Annotated in this window: 18 protein-coding genes; 5 read left to right on the top strand and 13 right to left on the bottom strand. The window is 70.1% G+C overall.

Annotated elements, in window-relative coordinates; genetic code table 11:
• Nucleotides 1-7 precede the first annotated feature (7 nt).
• Both JXZ78_RS23040 and JXZ78_RS23045 read left to right on the top strand, forming a co-directional pair.
• A complete protein-coding gene (locus tag JXZ78_RS23040; protein ID WP_050502433.1) occupies nt 8-811 on the top strand; it encodes an HAD family hydrolase in 804 nt (267 codons plus the stop codon).
• A 32-nt stretch (nt 812-843) separates the two neighbouring features.
• On the top strand, nt 844-1518 hold the full coding sequence (locus JXZ78_RS23045) for a LysE family translocator (RefSeq protein ID WP_050502434.1): 675 nt from the start codon (nt 844-846) through the stop codon (nt 1516-1518).
• Between the two features lie 36 nt (nt 1519-1554).
• Here the strand turns inward: JXZ78_RS23045 and JXZ78_RS23050 are convergent, their stop codons facing one another.
• From JXZ78_RS23050 to JXZ78_RS23110, 13 genes are all read right to left on the bottom strand, one after another.
• Nucleotides 1555-2553, bottom strand: a complete 999-nt coding sequence (locus tag JXZ78_RS23050) for a hypothetical protein (protein WP_050502435.1) — start codon at nt 2551-2553, stop codon at nt 1555-1557.
• A 19-nt stretch (nt 2554-2572) separates the two neighbouring features.
• Entirely contained in the window at nt 2573-3340 is a 768-nt protein-coding gene (locus JXZ78_RS23055; protein ID WP_030019985.1) for a hypothetical protein, read from the bottom strand.
• Nucleotide 3341: 1 nt separating this feature from the next.
• Nucleotides 3342-4418, bottom strand: a complete 1077-nt coding sequence (locus JXZ78_RS23060; protein ID WP_030019986.1) for a class I SAM-dependent methyltransferase — start codon at nt 4416-4418, stop codon at nt 3342-3344.
• A 320-nt stretch (nt 4419-4738) separates the two neighbouring features.
• On the bottom strand, nt 4739-5110 hold the full coding sequence (locus JXZ78_RS23065; protein WP_030019987.1) for a hypothetical protein: 372 nt from the start codon (nt 5108-5110) through the stop codon (nt 4739-4741).
• Nucleotide 5111: 1 nt separating this feature from the next.
• The gene (locus JXZ78_RS23070; RefSeq protein WP_030019988.1) at nt 5112-5369 is read right to left on the bottom strand and encodes a hypothetical protein; all 258 of its coding nucleotides are present in this window, start codon (nt 5367-5369) and stop codon (nt 5112-5114) included.
• A gap of 286 nt (nt 5370-5655) precedes the next feature.
• Nucleotides 5656-7215 carry a hypothetical protein gene (locus JXZ78_RS23075; protein WP_238783311.1) on the bottom strand — a complete coding sequence of 520 codons (1560 nt, stop codon included), beginning with the start codon at nt 7213-7215 and terminating at the stop codon, nt 5656-5658.
• 501 nt (nt 7216-7716) lie between these two features.
• The gene (locus JXZ78_RS23080) at nt 7717-9024 is read right to left on the bottom strand and encodes an ATP-grasp domain-containing protein (RefSeq protein WP_050502437.1); all 1308 of its coding nucleotides are present in this window, start codon (nt 9022-9024) and stop codon (nt 7717-7719) included.
• Nucleotides 9025-9067: 43 nt separating this feature from the next.
• Nucleotides 9068-9829: a PIG-L deacetylase family protein gene (locus tag JXZ78_RS23085; protein WP_050502438.1), complete on the bottom strand. Its 762-nt coding sequence runs from the start codon at nt 9827-9829 to the stop codon at nt 9068-9070.
• On the bottom strand, nt 9826-10935 hold the full coding sequence (locus tag JXZ78_RS23090) for a pyridoxal phosphate-dependent aminotransferase (RefSeq protein ID WP_063726078.1): 1110 nt from the start codon (nt 10933-10935) through the stop codon (nt 9826-9828). The genes JXZ78_RS23085 and JXZ78_RS23090 overlap by 4 nt, the downstream gene beginning before the upstream one ends.
• Complete coding sequence (gene dapF / locus JXZ78_RS23095; protein WP_063726076.1) at nt 10932-11882, bottom strand: diaminopimelate epimerase; 951 nt, start codon at nt 11880-11882, stop codon at nt 10932-10934. The genes JXZ78_RS23090 and dapF overlap by 4 nt, the downstream gene beginning before the upstream one ends.
• Nucleotides 11883-11896: 14 nt before the next feature.
• Nucleotides 11897-12970, bottom strand: a complete 1074-nt coding sequence (locus JXZ78_RS23100; protein WP_078624233.1) for an iron-containing redox enzyme family protein — start codon at nt 12968-12970, stop codon at nt 11897-11899.
• Nucleotides 12971-13017: 47 nt separating this feature from the next.
• On the bottom strand, nt 13018-13710 hold the full coding sequence (locus JXZ78_RS23105) for a 2OG-Fe dioxygenase family protein (RefSeq protein ID WP_030019995.1): 693 nt from the start codon (nt 13708-13710) through the stop codon (nt 13018-13020).
• Between the two features lie 83 nt (nt 13711-13793).
• The gene (locus tag JXZ78_RS23110; RefSeq protein WP_238783312.1) at nt 13794-14507 is read right to left on the bottom strand and encodes an HAD family hydrolase; all 714 of its coding nucleotides are present in this window, start codon (nt 14505-14507) and stop codon (nt 13794-13796) included.
• A gap of 744 nt (nt 14508-15251) precedes the next feature.
• Between JXZ78_RS23110 and asnB the strand changes: the two genes are divergently transcribed.
• The 3 genes from asnB (at nt 15252) to JXZ78_RS23125 (ending at nt 18668) form a co-directional block, all read left to right on the top strand.
• Nucleotides 15252-17453 (top strand): asparagine synthase (glutamine-hydrolyzing), encoded by a 2202-nt coding sequence (asnB, locus tag JXZ78_RS23115; protein WP_030019997.1) that lies wholly within the window; start codon nt 15252-15254, stop codon nt 17451-17453.
• Nucleotides 17454-17595: 142 nt separating this feature from the next.
• Nucleotides 17596-18378 (top strand): nucleotidyltransferase domain-containing protein, encoded by a 783-nt coding sequence (locus JXZ78_RS23120; RefSeq protein WP_030019998.1) that lies wholly within the window; start codon nt 17596-17598, stop codon nt 18376-18378.
• A complete protein-coding gene (locus JXZ78_RS23125) occupies nt 18378-18668 on the top strand; it encodes a PqqD family protein (protein ID WP_030019999.1) in 291 nt (96 codons plus the stop codon). The genes JXZ78_RS23120 and JXZ78_RS23125 overlap by 1 nt, the downstream gene beginning before the upstream one ends.
• Nucleotides 18669-18735 lie beyond the last annotated feature (67 nt).

Consider the following 18735-nt stretch of genomic DNA (forward strand, 5'->3'; position numbering starts at 1 on the left):
TGCGGACATGGCCGGGCGACGGCGCCCGCGCGGGCATACGCGGAACAGCGGCTCGGCCGCGGACACCGACACGGAAGGCGGCACGATGCCGATGACGCCGGACTCCCCAGCGGCAGTGATCTTCGACCTGGACGGCACCCTGGTCGACAGCGGGCGCGCGTACCTCGCGGCGGAGCAACAGGCCCTCGCCCACTTCGGGTACCACCACTTCACCGCCGCCGACCACGCGGAGTTCGTCGGGGTGGGCATGCGGGAGATGTGGCAGCGCGTCGTGGCGACGCGCCCGGTGGCGGCCGGAGCCGACGAGTTGCTGGAGCTGGGCAACCGGCTCTACCTCGCAGGGATACGGCGCTCGGTGCCGCTGCACCGGGGGGCGGTGCACCTGGCCGAACTGCTGCACGAAGCCGGTGTGCCGCTGGCGGTGGCGTCGGGCTCCTCCCGCCAGGTGATCGGCGCGGCGCTGGCGTCCGGCCGCCTGGACCGGCTCTTCACCGTGTGCGTCTCGGCCGAGGACGTCCCCAGGGGGAAGCCGGATCCGGCCGTCTTCCTGGAGGCCGCACGGCAGCTTTCGGTTCCGGCGGAAGCGTGTGTGGTCGTGGAAGACGCCGCCACGGGGGTCCTCGCGGCGCTGCGGGCCGGCATGCGCTGCGTCGCGGTCACCCGCGAGGCCGCCCGCGGGTGTCCGCGTGCCGTCCGTTCGGGGCGGCTGCTGATCGCTGAACACACGGATTTCGACGCGCACGACGTCGTACGCCGGATCGGCGCGGCGGGAAATGTGGCGCCGCCGCGCACCACAAAGGCGCCGGGGTGAGAGACGCGAGAAGGCGCGGGTATACGTCCTCCATGTTTTCCGATGTGTCCTGGGCGGCATTCTTTCCCTCCGCGTTGCTGCTGGCCGCGACGCCCGGAGCCAATCAGCTGTTGGCCCTGCGCAACGGCGTCCGGCACGGGTTACGTCCGGCGCTCGGCGCCTCGCTCGGCCGGTTCACCGCGTTCACCCTGATGGTGATCGCCGTGGCCGCCGGGCTGGGCGCCGTCCTGACCAGGTCGGCGGTGGCTTTCAACGTCGTCAAGTGGTGCGGGGTGGCCTACCTGCTGTGGCTGGGGCTGCAGACCCTGCGTACGGCGCTGCGCGCGAAGAACCACCCGGAAACCGAGCCGGGCGACGACGAACCGAAAGGCCCCGAAGAGGAACAGGAAGCGCCCCGTAAGGCGCCGGGATGGCGGCTGGCACGGCAGGAGTTCATCGTGGCGGTGACGAATCCCAAAGCGCTGATCCTGTTCGCCGTTTTCCTGCCGCAGTTCCTGTCCCGCGACGCCCACCGGGTCACCGCGCCGTTGCTGGCCCTGGGCCTCGCCTATATCGCGGTGGAATTCTGCTGCGCCTGGGGATATGCCGCCCTCGGGGGCCGGCTGAAGAAGGCGGGGATCGGCAGCGGCACCCGGCGGCGCCTGGACGTGGTCACCGCCTTCGCGATGTGGGGCCTGGCGGGGTGGCTGGCGACGGAGAACCGGTGAGCGGCCCGCCTGCGCGGGCCGCTCGAACGGCAGAGGTCAGCCGCGCGCCGCGGAACGGCGTGCGAGCGGCCGGATCGGTATGTCCTCGCGGCGGCAGTAGGACGCCGGGCGGCGGACGGCGCGCCGCAGCGCGTTCCAGTTGTTCAGGGTGCGGACCAGCCCGTCGTCCGGGGCGCTGTGCCAGAACCGGTTCTCGTCCTGGTCACCGAGGAGCGGGCAGAACAGCGAGACGGCGAGCGTGATGCGACGGCCGCGGGTGACGGGGGTGACGGCGTGGTAGACCCTGCTGCCCCGGGTGAACATCGTGTCGCCGACGTGCTGGAACGGCGCGATGTGCACATCGGGGTGCCGGGGCCCCTGATCCGTGATCTCCTCCCGCCGGGCCTCGAAGTCCCGCGGGTGCCCGCGGTAGTAGATGTAGTCCCCGCCCTGGTGCTCCGCATGGTCGGAGAGGGTCATGGTGAACACGTAGTTCATGCCGTCCAGGTGCCACTTGGCCACCAGCGGCGCACGCGAGGCGTCGGCGGCCGCCTCGTAGTAGTTGATCTGCACGCCGGCGTCGCGCAGCGGGTGCGGGATCAGCGGCACCCCGACCAGCCGCGAGACGGTGTCCAGGTAGACCGGGTCGCGGACCATGGCGTGCACGAACGGGGACAGGGCCTCGACCCCGCGGAGCCGCCGGGAGACGACGTAGTCGTTGTGGACGGCGCTGGCTTCGAGGTTCTGGCAGATGCCGCGCAGTGCCGCCGCGCCGTCCGGCGTCAGCAGCCGTACGGGGCCGGTCATGGCCAGGTCGTCGGCCAGGTCCGCGCGGCCGTGCAGCTCGCTCTCCCCGTAGCCGAAGGAGGCCATCCGGGCCGCGACGGGCGGCCGTTCCGCCGCGGGAGCGACATAGGACGAATGCCAGGCGGGTTCGCTCGCGGCCCGGTACGGAGCCGCGATGCGGGACCCCGTGTGCAGGGACCTGCGGAGCCGGTCCAGGCCGGTGGTGATCGTCGCGACGCGTGTCTCTTCGGTGGCGAGTGTGGTCGTCACTGCTCCTCCTCGGTGTACGTCAGCGGGCGGCGGCACGGAAACGCGCTGCCTGATGTTCCTGGTCACGCACCCATTCGTCGTGCACGGCCGGCAGCGGGTCGTCGAGCAGGAGCCGGGCCAGGCTGTTGCCGTCCTTCCACGGCTCGGCGGCCGAACGCATCACCAGCACCAACGTGATCCGCTCCCCGTCGTGGAGGGGCTGGGCGGTGTGCAGGAGCCGCCGTCCTTGCATGAGCACCGCGTGCCCGGTGCGCTGCGGCACGGCGGCGTGCTCGTCGGCAGCCAACCGCCGCCCCTGTTCCAGCAGCTGCCGACCGCGCTCCGGGCTCCCCTGGAAGATCAGTGTCGAGCCGCCCCGGTCCGTGCCGGCGGTGTGCAGCGGGATCAGCTCCACCACGGCGGCCCCGTCCGTGTGGTGGGCGATGGGCACCTCGCCCGGCCGGTAGAAGTTGATGTGCGAGGCGGCCCGGGTGATCGGGTACGGCTCCAGTTCCGTACCGGCCAGTTCGCTCAGCGCGCGTAACCGGTCCTGGTCGTGCATCAGCGTCTTGACCGCCGGAATGGCCTCGTGAGCGGCGCGCAGATGGCGCAGTCCCAGATAGCGGTCGGCGCTCTGGGCCTCCCATTCGGTACGGGCCAGCGCGCGGGCCTCGTCGAGGACGGTGGCGAGCAGCTCCTCCGGATAGCCGTGTTCGTAGCGGGCGTACCCGAGGTCGCACACGGCGTCGACGTCGTACGCATGGCCGGTGATGCTGCTCAGCTCGCGGCGTTCGAGCAGGCGGTGCATGTCACGTCCTCTCGCTCACGGTGATCACTGCGGTCAGTGAGTGCCCGACGCCCAGGCCGCAGGCCAGCCGGTGCTCGACGGCCCGCAGCCCGCGCGCGAGCATCGGCCCGGCGACGTCGGGCGGCAGGTGTCTCGTGGGGTCCTGCGACGCGGCCGCGTCCAGGACGGCGTTCCACTGGGAACGGAACCGGCCGAAGAACGCACGCACCGCCTCGGGCGAGTCGTCCGGCACCCGCGGTGCGCGCAACTGCTCCAGAGGCACCATGCTGCCCGACTCCAGCCGGTTGATCAGCGAGCGGTAGGGCGGCAGCTCGGGGTTGAAGTGGCCGGTGGCGGTGTGGCGGCCGACCATGATGGAACGGTCGAAGAGCTGACGGCGCTGGACGCGGCAGCCCGCGTCCGCCGCCGCGGCGCTGATGCAGGCGTTGAGGTGGTGGGCGTCCCAGAAGGTCATGGGAACGTCCTGGGTCTGCTGGTCGCTCTGGAAGAAGCTCATCCGGTACGGCCAGCGGGTACGGCCCCACTGGGGCAGCCACTCCAGGGAGTGACGGCCGAGCACGTCGATGACCGCCACGGACCGGGTGCGGTGGCGCCGTACGATGTCGAACAGCCGGGTCAGGGTGGCTCGCAGCTCGTCCTCGGTCAGGTGCGAGTACGGCACGCCGCAGGACAGATAGAGGTCGAACGGCGTCTCGGGCAGATCCGTACGGACGTCGCCGTGCCAGAACTCGGCGTCGTCCTCCTCGTGATGCGTACGGGCCGCCAGGCTCAGCAGCCCCTCGTCGAGGTCGAGTCCACGGTAGGTCAGGCGGGGCAGGCCGGACAGGTTGCGGGTCGCGCTCAGGGCCCGGAGCAGGTGCAGTCCCTCACCCGCGCCGCACCCGATGTCCATCACACTCAGGTCCTGCCGCTGCGGCACCTCGGCGAGCGCCGCCTGGAGGATGGCGAAGGTGACCGGCTCCTCCCAGAGCTTCTTGACGGGATCGCGACGGTGCGGCGAGGTGTAGTGGTCGACGCCAGGGGCGTACAGGCCGTTGTCGGTGGACTCGTGCTTCGGTGACGCAACACTGCTGTGCATGAGTCTCCCTTGCTGCTTGCGGTGTGCAGTTGCACGTGCCACCGACCCATGAACGTAAGCATCGCAAGAGAGCGAACCAGCCACTTCAGCACCAACCGGCCCTTGAGACGGCGCAGGTCGTCTGTTCCCCCGAGGGGCGGCGAGGTACTTGAAGATGACGCGATCCGTCTGCTGCCGTCCGTCCGTCGCCCAACGCACCCTGTGAGCACAATCGTTGAGGCCGCCGAACGCCGCAGTCCCGCTCAGTCGCCCACGAAGACGGCCTCGCCTCCCGGCAGGGCGAGCGGCTCCCCGAAACGGTCAGGGCCGGGGGCCGGCGTTCAGATGCGCCAGGTGCGGATCCGGTCGGCCGCGTCGTAGCTGTCGGCATGACCGGCGTCGACCTCCCGGGCGAGGTCGATCAGCGCGCCATACGGCGGGTCGATGCCCTCGCCCGCGGCGTCCATGTACGCCACGGCGACGGCGGCACCGTACAGGGCATTGCGGGCCGGCAGGGGGCGCAGCCGGATGATGGCATGCATGAGGGCGGCCGCACGCCAGGCATTGTCGGCGACGGCGCCGATCTGCGGCGTGTTGACGCGGTGGCGGGCGACAGCAGCCACCAGGCCGGAGAAGTCGTGGACCGAGGGGTGCTTGGGCAGCACCTCCGCCTGCCGCTCCAGCAGCCAACGGATGTCGATGTGCAACCCCACCTCAGGCCGCCTGTCCCGGAACGCCGGCGGCATCCGGGCGAGCGGGAGCGTCGCCGGGGAACGCGGCGTCGAAGGCGTCGGCGGCCCGGGCGACGAACTGCCGGAAGGCCTCCGCGGCGCCTTCCAGACGCGGGTCACGGACCGAGTGGCGCGCGGCCTCGGCGATCAGCGTGGTCACCGTGGTGCCCTTGGCCTCGGCCTGCTCCCGCACCTGGGCACGCAGTTCCTCAGGGACCCGGACGGTCACTGGCTTCGACATGCTCCGACCGTACAGCAGGGTGTACAGCACAGGTGCGGATCCGGCCGCCCCGGCGCCGTACTGGTGCCGCTCCACCAGGTGCCACCGTCGCGGAATCCGCCCCGACGCGGGGCGACCCGGACGCCGCCCTGGCCGACCGGCCGACCCGGCCCCGGGACGACCGTGCCCTGTCTGCCCCGCAGCGCCGGCCTTGGTATCCCCGCCTGTGCCAGGCAAAGAGGGGCCCAACCAAGACCGGAGCGCCGGCAGTTCATGTCCCTCGACGAGCCGCGTACCGAACCGCGTCTCAGCCCGCGTGCGGCTGCCTGGTGGCGGTCGAGAGACGGCCGGCGGCGAGTTGCCACTCGCGGTGCAGGGTGCCCAGGGGAATGCGCTTCTGGAAGAGCGGGGTGCCGAAGACGGTCAGCTGGGTCTGGAGCGAGCCCGACAGGTCCAGCCCTCCGAAGACCTTCCAGTCGGCCGTGGCGGAGCCCTTCCCGTCGGACGAACCGGTGAGCACGGCGCTGCCTTCGCCGCGCAGGTACGGAGCGAGGTCGGCGCTCACACCGGCCATGCCGTACAGGCCGACGCTCGCTTCGGCTCCGAGTGCGGCCTTGACCTGGCCCGATGCCGTCACGGTGGCCTGTACCGGGGTGGAGGTCAGGCGGGACTCGCTGACCGGCTTCCAGCCCTTGGCCCACGTGTAGCTGCCGCCGACCCGGAAACCGCCCTTGAGGTCCTGTTCGACGTCGACACTGATCCTGCCGTCGGCCTCCACCGCGAGGTAGCAGGTGAGGTCGAGATTGACGACGACGGGTACCGGGCCGACCTGGATGACGGGATCCGCGTGCAGCTTGGCGAACGGCAGGCGCAGCGGCTTGTCCTTCCCGGTCGACGCGGCGGCCTGGCCCTTGAACCGCCACTGGGAGGACCAGTCTCCGGACAGCCCGACGTGCGCGCCCTCGGGAGCCGTACCGGTGCCGGCGGCGTCGGAGTCCGCGTGCGTACGGTGGCCGTTGTAGCCGAACTCCACCTTCGGGGAGAGCTGGACGAAGCCGGAGACCGAGGCGGCGGCGCCGGCCGGAGCCCCTTCGGCGGTGGCCACCGACGCGCCGACGTCAAGGCGCAGACTGCCCAGGGGCAGCGTGGCGCCGTGCGGACCGAACCGGTGCCCACCGTTCTTCGCCCAGGACACCTTCACACCCTTGACCAGCGGCTCGACCGAAATGCCTGCCGGATCGACGGGCACCTTCCCGTCTGCCTCGCCCTTGCCCAGCAGCGCGTCGAGCGTGGCCGGGGCGGTGTTGACCTCCGTGCCCTCGCGCGTCGTGCCCAGCACCTTGGTGACCTTGGCCAGTACGCCGCTGGGGGCACCGGGAGCAGGCGCGCCGGCGATGACGTCACCTACGGCCACCGCCGAATTCTTCCCGGGAGCTTCGGGCTTGGCGGTCTTTCCGGGCCCTTCGGAACCGGAGGAAGGCGTCGGGGAGGAAGGCGAGGGGGTGGCCGGGGGCTTCCTCGGGGAATCCGCCGGCCCGGCGATGACCGCGCGCCCGCTGCGCCGGTCGTACGAGGCGATGCGCAGCGAGGACTTGTGCGCCGCGCGCCCGTCACGGGACGGGCGCGCCACGGCGGTGGCCCCGGCCGCAGCGGACGGTGCCGGAACCGGGGTGACCGGCAGTTGCCGCCGGTCGCCGGTGCTGTTGCCGTTGGTCTGGTCGGGCGCGGCCTCCAGCTCGGCGGCCGGAGTGGCGGCTGTTCCGCTACTGCTGCCGGGACCGGCGGCCTCGGCGGGTCCGGCAGCGCTGTCGGCGCTGCCGGCGCCGGCCGCCGAACAGCCTGCTGCCAGCAGGGAGATGGTGGTCATCGCAGGTATGAGTGCCTGCTGGGTGAGCTTGCGCAAGGTGGGCCCTGGGGGACGTGAGGTGGGGAGGCGCGCTACGACGGAGTCGACTCCGTGAGCGGCGCCTCACGCCAACGGGACGGTCGCGATGATTCGCGGAACGGATCTGCGTGATCATGCCATGACTTACGCACCCGCGGAAACTTCACCGATGATGTCGGACGGTTGGACCGGACCAGTAAAATTGTTTCTCGATAAACGATTGCCGCCGAGTCCTGGCTCGGCTGGTCCGATCCGGTGTCAGGTCGGTATCTTCGCAACCAGCCGCCGGTCGGGGTTGGTTGGTGGGGTGCCCGGCAGGGCCGCGTGCCGCGCCGCCGCCCCCTGCCGCTACAAATGACGCCCCAACCTCATTATGTAATGCGCTCTTCGAAAGTGCGGCAATTGATTACGGTGAACCTCTGCGGAGGGATGCCGGAATTTCGTGTCCGCTCTTCTGGTGGGCGCTGTTGCGGCGCCTTGTGGTTATTCCCGAGTTCGCGGAACAGGGTGGCCGCCGGGGGAGTAGCGGCCGGCCATCAAGGGGACGCCGAGCAGCGGTTCCAGGCGCCTGAGCAAGTGCTCGGAGGTGCGCTCCAGGGCCGCCTGGTCGGCCTCCTGGACGATGAACCGGGCCAGGGCCTGGCCCCGGGCCACCTCGCTGCCGGGGCCGGTGTGGTTTTCACCGAAGCCGATGATCTCTTTGACGGAGGGGTGCTGGGCCAGTGGTGCGAGGGTGGCTTCGGGGCTGAGCCGGCCGGCCTCGCGGGGTATGACGACGCGGACCGCCGTGCAGTCGACCCGTGGGGGCGGCGCGGGAAAGTCGTCGGACCCGGCAAGGATGGCCAGCAGGGCGGCGTAGACCTCCTGCCCGGTGGCGTGGCGGTACGCGACGGGCAGGCCGCCACCCATGACGCGGGGGTTGAACTCGACGAGGACAGGTCCCCGTTCGGTGACCATGATCTCAAGGTGGAAGACCCCGATGTCGGCGCCGATGGCACGGCAGACCTGGCGGGCGTACTCCCAGCAGGCGTCCGCCTGTCGCGCTTCGAGGTCGGCCGGGATGAACGCGCCGAGAGCGGTGACTCCGTCGCCCGCCCAGCGCGAGCGGCCGCTGATGCACAGCGGGAAGAAACGGCCGTCCCGTGCGCCGATCTCCACCGACACCAGTTCTCCCGCCAGGAACTCCTCGATGAGGAGACCACGTTGGAACTGGCCGCGCCAGTCCTCGGGAACCGCGTCGAGACCGTCCCGCAACCCGTGCCAGACCGCTCTGGCCTCTGCCGTGCTGTGGACGACACGGGCGAGCAGCCCGGCTGCTCCGGAGGGCGGTTTGATCACCACGGGGTACCCGATCCGCTCCGCCGCCGCCACCGTCGTCGCCTCGCTGGTGGCCGTCGCGAAGCGGGCGGAGGCCAGGCCTGCGGCTCGCAGCGCCTCCCGGCAGCGGTCCTTGCGCCGGGCGATGAGCACCGCCTCCGGGGACGTGCCCCGCAGCCCCAGCGTTCGGCAGGCCGCCGCCACGGCCTCGACGGACATCTCGTGCTGCGTGGTGACAAAATCGATGGGGTGTTCCGCGTGGCACTTGGCCAGTGCCTCCGTCACCGCGTCGGCGTCGGTGGTGACCAGCCCGTCGACGAGGCGGTCCACGGACGAGACCAGCGCCAGGTTGGCGTCGGTGAGCCGGTACTGGGGGCGCACGGACTGCACATAGGTGACCCGGTGTCCGGCGTTCTTGGCCAGCCTGATGGTCTGCAGGGCGGCCGGGTTGGAGTCGACGATGGCCAGGTGCATGGAGTTCCCGGTGCGACAGAGTGGGCTGGGACGTGGACGCTGATCAGCGGTAGTGGGTGACGCCGTCCCTGACGCGGTAGGGATCGCGTTCGTAGAGCTGGAACGCGACCGCGTCGTGGCCGTGGAAGCGCTCGCCCGCGGCGGCCATGTTGCGCCGCAGGAACCCTCGGGCGTAGCTCTCCGCGTCCTCGTCGGTGAGTGCTTCCAGGTAGGACCGGTGTTGCAGGACTGCCTCCACGGCACGGTCCTCGGCGCCGACGACCCTCATCGCGTGCGTGGGGTACGGCGAGCCGGCGACCGCCGCCCACCGGACGCCTTCCCACGGTTCGAGGCCGTCCTCGGGGAAGACGTAGCGGTTGCCGGCGTCGACGACGGCGTCCAGCGCGGCCCGGCCGACGACACGGTGGTCCGAAGTGTTCCAGGAGACGCCACGCCAGTCGTCGTGATGGTTGATGGTGAGCACCATGTCCGGCCGGTGGCGGCGGATGGCGGCGGCGAACTCCCGGCGCAGCGCCAGGGAGTCCGTGATCAGCCCGTCCGGGTGGGACAGGAACTCGACCGAGGTCACTCCGGCGACCGCCGAGCTCGCGCGCTGTTCCCGTTCCCGCAGCGGCCCGGCCGCCTCCGGAGGGCATCCGTCGATGCCCGACTCGCCGCGGCTGGCCAGGACGTACGCGATCTCCTTGCCGCTGTCGGTCCAGGTGATCACCGCCGGTCCCATGGCGTACTCGATGTCGTCCGGGTGCGCCACCAGCGCCAGCGCGCGTGACCAGGAGGTGGGCATGTCCTTGAGGGGTACCGTCATCGTTGCACCTTGCTTTCGGGGTGGGCGCCGCCTGGGGCGGCGGTGGGACGGCCGTCCAGTACGGCGTCGATGCGCCGCAGGCCCTCCGCCAGGACGTCCGGCTCCCGGGCGAAGGTGAGGCGGATGCCGTTCTCGGTGCCGAACACCTCGGCCGGCATCAGCAGAAGGCGCTCCCGGCGCAGGACCTCGCGGCAGAAGTCCAGCGAGGACGGCAGCCCAGGGGTGTGCAGCCAGGCGTACGGGGTTCCTTCCGGCTGCCACATCCGTAGCGTGCCGTGGTGCCGGGCGACCCACCGCTCCAGGATCCGCAGGCCGTCGGCGATCAGCCCCTGGTAACGGCTCACGTGTTCCGCACGGTGCTGCAGGATCCCGATGGCCAGCCGTTCCAGGATCACGGAATTGGCGATGGTGGTGAAGTGCTTGTACTCCATGGCCCTGGTCACGGTCTCGGGCGGCCCGCACATCCAGCCCACGCGCAGCCCCGGGACCCCGTAGACCTTGGAGACACTGGAGACGGAGACGGCGTACTCGTACGACTTCACCCAGGAGTCGGCGCCGAGGTCGGCCACGTACTCCTCGTCGAGGACGAGATGGCCGCCGTGCGGTCGCAGCGCCTCGACCAGGCCCTCGATGCCGGCGGCGGTGACCCGTCGGCCGGTCGGGTTGCAGGGCGAGTTGAGCACCACCGCCTTGGTGCGAGGAGTGATCAGGCCCAGTGCCGCGGCGATGTCCGGGCGGCCGTCAGCGGTGGTGCCGACGGCGTCCACCCGGCATCCGGCCCGGGACAGCACCGGTTCCGCCTGCTGCCAGCCGGGGGTGAAGACCACGGCGTGGTCGCCCGCGGACAGCAGGGTGCGGTAGAGGAGGTACAGGGCTTCCTGACCACCGTGGGTGATGCCGATGTGGGACGGATCCCGCCCGTAGAGACCGGCGACGAGGTCGCGGAGCGGGGACGTCCCACGGTTGTTTCCGTAGTCGAGGAGACAGTCGGCGGGCAGGGAATGGTCGGAGAGGCGGCTGCCGCCCACATAGCTGTCGCCGAGGTCGATGTCGTAGCGGCCTTGGGCCTCGTCGAAGTACCACTGACGCATGGTGATCGCGGTCATGAGGCCAGCCGCCGACGGAACGCCGGGGTCCACCGGCCGGCCACCACGGAGCGGACGGGTCCGGTCAGGGTGACCTCGCCGGTGTCGGAGACGCCGACGCCGAGCGTGCCGCCGGGCATTTCCACGGTGACCTCGGCGCTGGTCAGCCCGAGTGCGTGAGCGGCGACGGCCGCCGCACACGCGCTGCTGCCCGAGGCGAGCGTGTAGCCGGCACCCCGCTCGTAGCATTCGATGCGGATGAGGTCGGCTGCGCGTACTTCCATGAGCTGGACGTTGACGCGCTGCGGGAAGCGTTCGTGGCGGACGAGGGCGGGCCCCAGGCGACGGGCTGTCTCCTCGGTCACCTCGCTGCCGTCCAGCGGGACGACGCAGTGCGGGTTGCCCAGGAACACACAGGTGGCCGTCCACTCCCGCTCCAGCGCGGGCAGGGTTTCGCGCAGCATCTCCCGGCGCGGCCCGGTGGCCCCGATCAGCTCGCTGTCCAGGGAGGCCCGGCCCATGGAGACGCGTACGGGTGCGGGTTCGGCTTCGGCGGATCGGCCGGAGCCGGGGAGGGCAGTGCCCGGTCCCCGCGAGTCCGGCTCCAGAAGTTCCACGGTCGCCGGGCCGGCAGGAGTGTGGACGGTGAATTCCGGCTCCTCGGCCCAGCCGTAGTCGGACAGGTAGCGGCCGAAGATGCGCAGGCCGTTGCCGCTCTTCTCGCACTCGCTGCCGTCGGAGTTGAAGGTGCGCAGCCCGAATCCGTGCTGCGCCGGGAGAGGGCCGTAGAGGATTCCGTCGGCGCCGGGGCCGTGGTGGCGATCGCAGATCAGCCGGATGTTCTCCGGTGTCGACACCGCCTGGGCGGCGGCCGGAGTGATGACCAAGTAGTCGTTGCCCAGGGCCTCGTACTTCACGAAGTCGTGGCCGTCCGGCACAGCTTCTCGATGGGGCAGGGGACTCGCCATGGCCTTACCGCCCCTCAGGCTTCTGCGCCGGCCTCGACGAGCGACCGGTCCCGCATGCGGAGCAGCAGCTCGTCAAGGTAGTCCCGCGAGGTGTTGAGCCTGATCATCGCCCCCAGGGCGATGTCCCGGCCGGCCAGAGGATCGCCGTCCACCAGCGGTGCCACGACGTTCTTGAACCAGCCGGAGGCGTGCCCGGCGTCGATGCCGATGTGCAGGTCGTGGTAGGTGATGCCGACTTCGGGCAGGTCCAGCCTGCGCCAGGTGTCGACCATGCAGCGGAAGCGGCGGGGCGCCAGGTACTCCGTCACGCCGAAGTAGCCCACGGCCTTGTAGTAGTGCCGACGACCGAGCGCGAGGCAAGCGGAAAGGTTTCCGCAGATCACCGCCTCCAGCATGAAGCTGTCCCGGATGTAGGCGCTGTCAGCGCCGATCGCCTCCAGGGCCTGGGAGAAGAGGCTCGTGTGGACGAGCCCGGCGTCGCCGTTGCCCATCTCGTCCCAGTAGTTCGCGGCGATCTCCATCTTCTCGCCGCCCGTCCGCCCCATCTGCATCGAGGCGAGGATGTCGTCGAAGCGCGGGTCGAGGCTGGTCTCCTGGGCCAGCAGCAGCCGCAGGTCTTCGGGGGTGCCCCGGTGCGCGATGTGCTCGTGGTAGAGCGGGTGCCACCCCGCGGGGTGTTCGTTGACACGATCCTTGAGCCAGTGGACGTACTCGGGCCCGGACCGGGGGTGGTCTCCGACGCTCGCCTCGTCGATGCGGGCAAGCTCGTGGCCGAGCACGGCGCGTTCCAGGATCGCGGCCACGTCCCGCAGGAGGGGCTGTCGTTCGTGGTCGACCTCGGCGACCGGCACGCCGGAGAAGTCCCGGTCGTAGACGAGGGCGAGGAGCTGGTGCAGCTCGGTGAGCGCTGTGCGGTCGCGGCCGCTGTAGGCGCGCTCGGCGAGCTCCTCGCACGAGGCGGCCAGCTTGCCGCGGGACGTGTAGTCGGCGGTCAGCCGGGCCAGTTCGCCGGCGGTACAGGACTCCAGGGCGCGCACCACGGGGAGCGGGCCCGCGGCGAGATGGTTCTCCCAGTATTTTTCAGGCATATGAGATCAACGCATTCTTCTCGGTGCGGTGGCAGGGTGGGCGAGGGTCAGCCGACGGTGTCGGACAGGGCGGCGGCGTCGTGCTCGTTGCCGTACCACTTGTGCTGCCAGCGCGAGAAGGCGACGATCACGATGTCCCGGTGACCGGGCCGGCCGTCGGCCGAGAGCACGTCCGTCACGTCGTGGGCGATGGCCTTGTCGTCGAGGAGGACGGCCTGGCCCGCGGTGAGCGTGCCGGTCCAGAAGGGCTCGTCCGCGCCGGGCTTCCACAGGCGGGTCTGGCCGCCTGCCACGTTCTCCCGGCGCAGTACGGCGATCATCACGTACTCGTGGCCGTCGTGGTGCACGCCTTCGGGAGTCAGCGGGCCGGGGCGGCCGGCCTCGGCCCGGGTGCGGTTCTGGTGCACGTTGATCTGCCAGTCCTCCCCGCGGTCGAGGCCGATACCGGCGATTCCCTTGGAGATCAGGCCGGTGAAGTCGGCCTTGACGGGCTCGTAGACACGCCGGATGCCGCCGGCCGCCTTGTTGAACTTCTTGTATGCCGTGTAGTCCCTGTGCGGCAGCAGCTCGAAGTGCCAGGAACCGGATGCGGTTGGGGACAACCGGTATTGCGAGAACCGTTTGAAACGCGTGCCGTGGCCCATGTAGTCGTCGACCGGGAGACTGTCGTAGCTGTCCAGCAGATCCGCTGGAACGGACGGCAGGTCGATGAGGGTGAAGCCCTGGCTGCCGATCGGCATGCGTTGCTCCTTCGCGAGTGGGAAAGTCCTGGTGGGCAAGGTGGAGCGGTTCCGATGGAACGGGTGCCGTGCCGGTCCGACCCTCAGTCGACCGGGTGGGTGACCGTCTGGCGCAGTGCGCGGGCCCAGGCGTGGAGACCGGGGTCGGCCAGGGAACCCAGCAGCCAGTCGTGATCCAGGTCCTGGCCGGCCAGCGACGGCACGGTGACCAGGCGCAGCCCCGCGGCGCGTGCCGCGCGGATGCCGGTGTTGGAGTCCTCGAAGGCGACACAGGCGGTGGGGGCGGCGCCGAGTGCCTCGCAGGCGGCGAGATACAGGTCGGGCGCGGGTTTCGGAGTCGGTACTTCGTCGGCCGCGAACGACACCGGCAGCAGATCGGCCAGGCCCGAGCTCTCCAGGGCGGTGTCCAGAAGTGACCGGGGGCTGTTACTGGCCACGGCGACGGGAAGTCGTTCTGCACAGGTCCGGACCAGGTCCGCAGCGCCGGGCAGCGCAGCCGCTCCGCCGGCCAACTCCCGTCGTACGCCGTCCAGCAACTGGCTGGCCAGCACCTTTCCGTCACCGGGCCGGTCGAAGTATGCGGCCATCACCTCGCCGACGCCCTCCACGGTCCGGCCGATCACCAGCTGCTTCTGGGTCGTGCCGAAGGGGTGGCCGTGCTCGCGAAAGAGCGCGCTTTCGGCCCGCGACCAGCAGGTTTCGGTGTCGACGAGCAGCCCGTCGCAGTCGAACACGATGGCTTCGAACTCGGTGGGCAGGGGAAAGCCGGCGGGACGGGGCTGGGGGGAGCTGGCCAAAATTCCTCCAGTGTTTTCGGCACGTGATGCTTCAGCGGCGCTTGATCAGCGAGCAGCCGACCCGATGAGAGACGAAATCACGTCACGGGGTGAGAGGTTGCGGGGCTTTGTAGCCACAGGCTCGACATGAGCTTCGTAGGGGCGCCCTTCTGGTCCGACTACGGCGAGGAGAAGGCCGCCGCATGGCTGAAAAGGGAGCTCACAGCGTGTGCGTCGACACGGATAGCAGATGAACTCGACGCATAGTAGCGGTAGTTGGGGAATGAACCTTTGTGGTCTACATCACATGCATGATTGTTGACGCGGTTCGCCAAGATCCGCTGTTCTGTTCTCGTCAACGTCGCACCAGGAAGTCCACCAGTCGCCGAAACCGACTGTGCACGAGGGGGCGTAAGCCTGAAAAGGCAATGTGATGTGGTCCTTTTGGTGCCCGTCACGGTCCGCTGGGGCAAATTCGGAATCCGTGAATCCGGAGGACATCCGCCTGTCTCGGGAAGGGGGTGAATCACCATGCGCAAGTACAACAAGCCGGAGGCCAAGACGGTCAACCAGGGCACCGTTCTGGGTGCGGTGGTCTGACCCGCAGTGGTCTGATCACGCAAAGGGGTCACACCTCAGGGCCGTGGCCTTGAGGTGTGACCCCTTCAATGCGTTCTGCTTCACCTTGCCAGGAGTGGCGTCCGGTCGCTGTGGGGCGCCGCTCCTGGCGGTGGGAAATCAGTAGCTGAAACGAGCGAGGTAACGATGTGTGGTCTGAGCGGTATCGCTCGATTGGGCGGCAGGGCGCTGGATGGCGCTGCGGACTCCCAGCTCCGACGAATGGTCCAGACCATAGCGCATCGCGGCCCCGATGGGGAGGCCTATTACCGGTCAGGATCGGTCGGATTCGGTTTTGTACGGCTGTCATTGGTGGACCTGGCCGGCGGTGACCAGCCGCTGCGGACCGAGGACGACGACCTGGTTCTGATCGCCAATGGCGAGATCTACAACCACAAGGAACTGGAGGCCACGCTTCCGAGCGGCACGCGGCTGCGGACCCGTTCCGATTGCGAGGTGCTGCTGCATCTCTACCGTCGCGACGGACTGCGCTTCCTGGACAAGGTGCGGGGGATGTTCGCCTTCGCCTTGTACGACCGCACCCGGGACCGGCTGTTGCTGGCCCGTGACCGTTTCGGCGTGAAACCCGTTTTCTACCATCAGAACGACGAGCGGGTCGTCTTCGGCTCCGAGGTCAAGGCGCTGTTCGAGGACCCCGCCTGCCCTCGTGAGCTGGACTGGGAGCGCGCACTGCGGGACCAGTCGATGACGCGGGCTCCGGCATTCGACGAGAGCCCGGCCCATTCGTGGTTCAAGGGCGTCGAGCTCGCTCCGGCCGGCTGTGTGGTCTCCTTCGACCTGCGGTCCGGCGAGCGCACCACGCACCGCTACTGGTCGTTCCCCGAGTTCGACCCCTCGCAGACGGCTTCCGAAGAGGAATTGGTGCGTGGCTACGGCGACCTGCTGGCTTCCTCGGTGGACGACTGCGAGATGGCCGATGTAGAGATCGGACTTTTCCTCAGCGGAGGCATCGACTCCGCCGCGGTGGCCGCACTGGCCACCGGCAAGCCGCAGACCTTCACGGCACTGAACGGCAGCACGCTCGCCAACGGCGACGCCGAGTGGGGGCACCGCACCGCCCGCTCCCTGGGACTGGCCAACCACCAGGTCCTCTTCCGTAGCGACGACGTGCCCGGTGTGGAGGAGTGGAAGCGGTTCGTCTGGCTGATGCAGACGCCGCTGGCCGGGCCCGAGGCCTTCTACAAGCATGAGATGTACCGCTACGTCCGGGAGCAGACGCCGCACATCAAGGCCATGCTTCTGGGCGGGGGCGCCGACGAGTTCAACGGCGGCTACTCGAAGGGCATCGCCGGTGGCGGCGAGTGGCCCGACTTCATGGGCAACCTCCAGCGCATGGCGGTCCGCCGCGACCAGTACCGCAGCCCCGAACTGGGTGCCTGGTGGGATGTGCCGGGCCTGTCGCTGGTGAGGCCCGAGGTGCTGCGCGAGGCCGCGGGGCACCCGGCGCACGAGCCGTACGAGGCGCTGTTCCGCTGGAAGTACCGTGACGTGCAGCAGTACAACTGCTGGCACGAAGACCGGTCGGCCGCGGGTAACGGCATCGAGGCCCGGGTTCCCTTCCTGGACCACCGCCTCATCGAGCTGGTGGCCGCGGTCCCCGAGGCACTGCGCCCGCGTCTGATCTGGGACAAGCAGATCCTGCGCCGCTCCCTGGTCGGCCATCTTCCCGACGAGCTGGTGCGGCGGCCCAAGGGGCCCTTCTTCTACGGTGAAGGTGTCCGGCACACCTACCGCGCCTTCGGCGCCATGCTCGCCCAGGACGGCGGCCGGTTGCTGGAAGAGGCGCTCAGCGGGCCCGGGGCCAGGCAGTTCCTGGACGCGGACAACCTGCGGGCCACCCTCCGGCAACTGCAGGCCGACCCCTCCTCCGGGTACGTGGAGTTCCTGCTGTCGGCGGTCAACCTCGGCCTGCTGGAGCAGATGGCCGCCTCGCTGCCCGCCCCGCACGTCCAGGTCGCCAAGTCGCCCGTGCCACGGTCGGTTCCGGTCGTGGACTGGGACACCGACGCGGAGAAGGTCAAGGCCGAGGTCGTACAGCAGACGCCCGTCGACGCGGGGGCCGTCGCGGCCCTCGCGGGCAACGTGCTGCTGCTCAAGGACCCCGCCGAACCGTCGGTGTGGTACGTCACCATCGACGGCGAGATCGAGTACGTCCTGGACGAGGACGAGCTGCCCCAGTGGCCCGCCGTGTTGCGCGCCCTGGACGGCGAGCGAACGATCAGCGAGGTGCTCGACGGGCTCGGGTGCAGCCTGGAGGCCGTGCACGATCAGCTCGTCGAAGCCATGGAGTTCGGAATCGTGGCGACCGTGGACGCGGCGGCGTCGTGACGATGGTGGCCGGCCCGGCAGCGCACGGCGAAAGACGGCCGCCCCGGCCGGCCGCCCCCTTCGCCCCTGAGGGCTCACCGGGCGACGCCATTTCCCAGAGCGTCATAGAACCACAGCGCGTACACGAGGACAGGAGCTGGTCGTGAAATCGGACTTGGACGGGTGCCTGGACGTTCTCCAGCACAAGGAACTGGTCCCCGAAGACCCGCTCGCCGTAGTGGTGGTCGGCTCGGTCACCCGAGGCTGGGCCCACGCCGCGAGCGACTACGACCTCTATGTCCTCACCAAGGCCCCCTGCCGGGTGCCGGGTGGCCGGGCGATGGCGATGCCGCTCACCCCGGACACCGTCACCACCGTGGAGTTCGCCGACGACGACCAGCGGTACGAGGTGACGTACTGGACCGACGCCCAGGTCGACCAGGTGCTCGGCAAGGTCACCTGGGAGGCGTTCGACTCCGGTGAGTCCTCGCTGCGCGTTCTCACCTCACAGGAAGAGCTGTTCCTGGAGCGTCTGGTCGACGGGGTGGCACTGGTCGGCGCGGAGTGGCTGGAGCAGCGCGCGGAGCAGCTGCGCGATTCCGCCTACCGGGCCTTCGTGGCGACCCGCTCCCTGTCCGAGTCGGACGGCAAGGTCGAGCAGGCCCTCGGCATGCTGGAGGCCGGCGACACCCACAGCGCCGTCCTCGCTGCCCGGCTCGCCTTCGAGCAGGCCACCGACGCCCTCTTGGACAGCCATGGTGTCTACGGCACCAACACCCCCAAGTGGCGTGCCCGCCGGGTGCGGGAAGCGGCTCTCGACGCGCTGCCCTTCGAGCGGTACTGGGCCCTTCAGACCATGGCCGACCTGGACCCGAAGCACCCTGACGCATGGGTGCGCCGGACGGCCCAGTTCTGCAAGGACCTGTCCCTGGAGGTGGAGATCTGATGGCGGAACCGCACCCCTTCGGACCCGAGGCGGTACCGCGGCGCAGCCTGACGGCGCGGATGCGCAAGTTCCGGGGCAAGCTCCTCGTCGCCAGCGGACCGCATGCCGTGGAACTCGACGAGCTGGGCGCCTTCGTCTTCCGGCGGGTCGACGGCTCGGCGACCGTCCAGGGCATCGCCGAGCAGCTCGCCGCGGAATACGACGTCTCCGTGGAGGTCGCCGCACAGGACATCGGCGAGCTGCTCGCCCAGCTCGCCGACAGCGGCATGGTGGAAGCGGCCGGACCGTGATCGTCACTGGTGGGGCTCCTGCCCCGCACGGGGGACGCACCGACCTGCCGGTGGACACGGTGACCAC

This window comes from Streptomyces monomycini (assembly GCF_022271435.1).
Classification (GTDB): domain Bacteria; phylum Actinomycetota; class Actinomycetes; order Streptomycetales; family Streptomycetaceae; genus Streptomyces; species Streptomyces monomycini.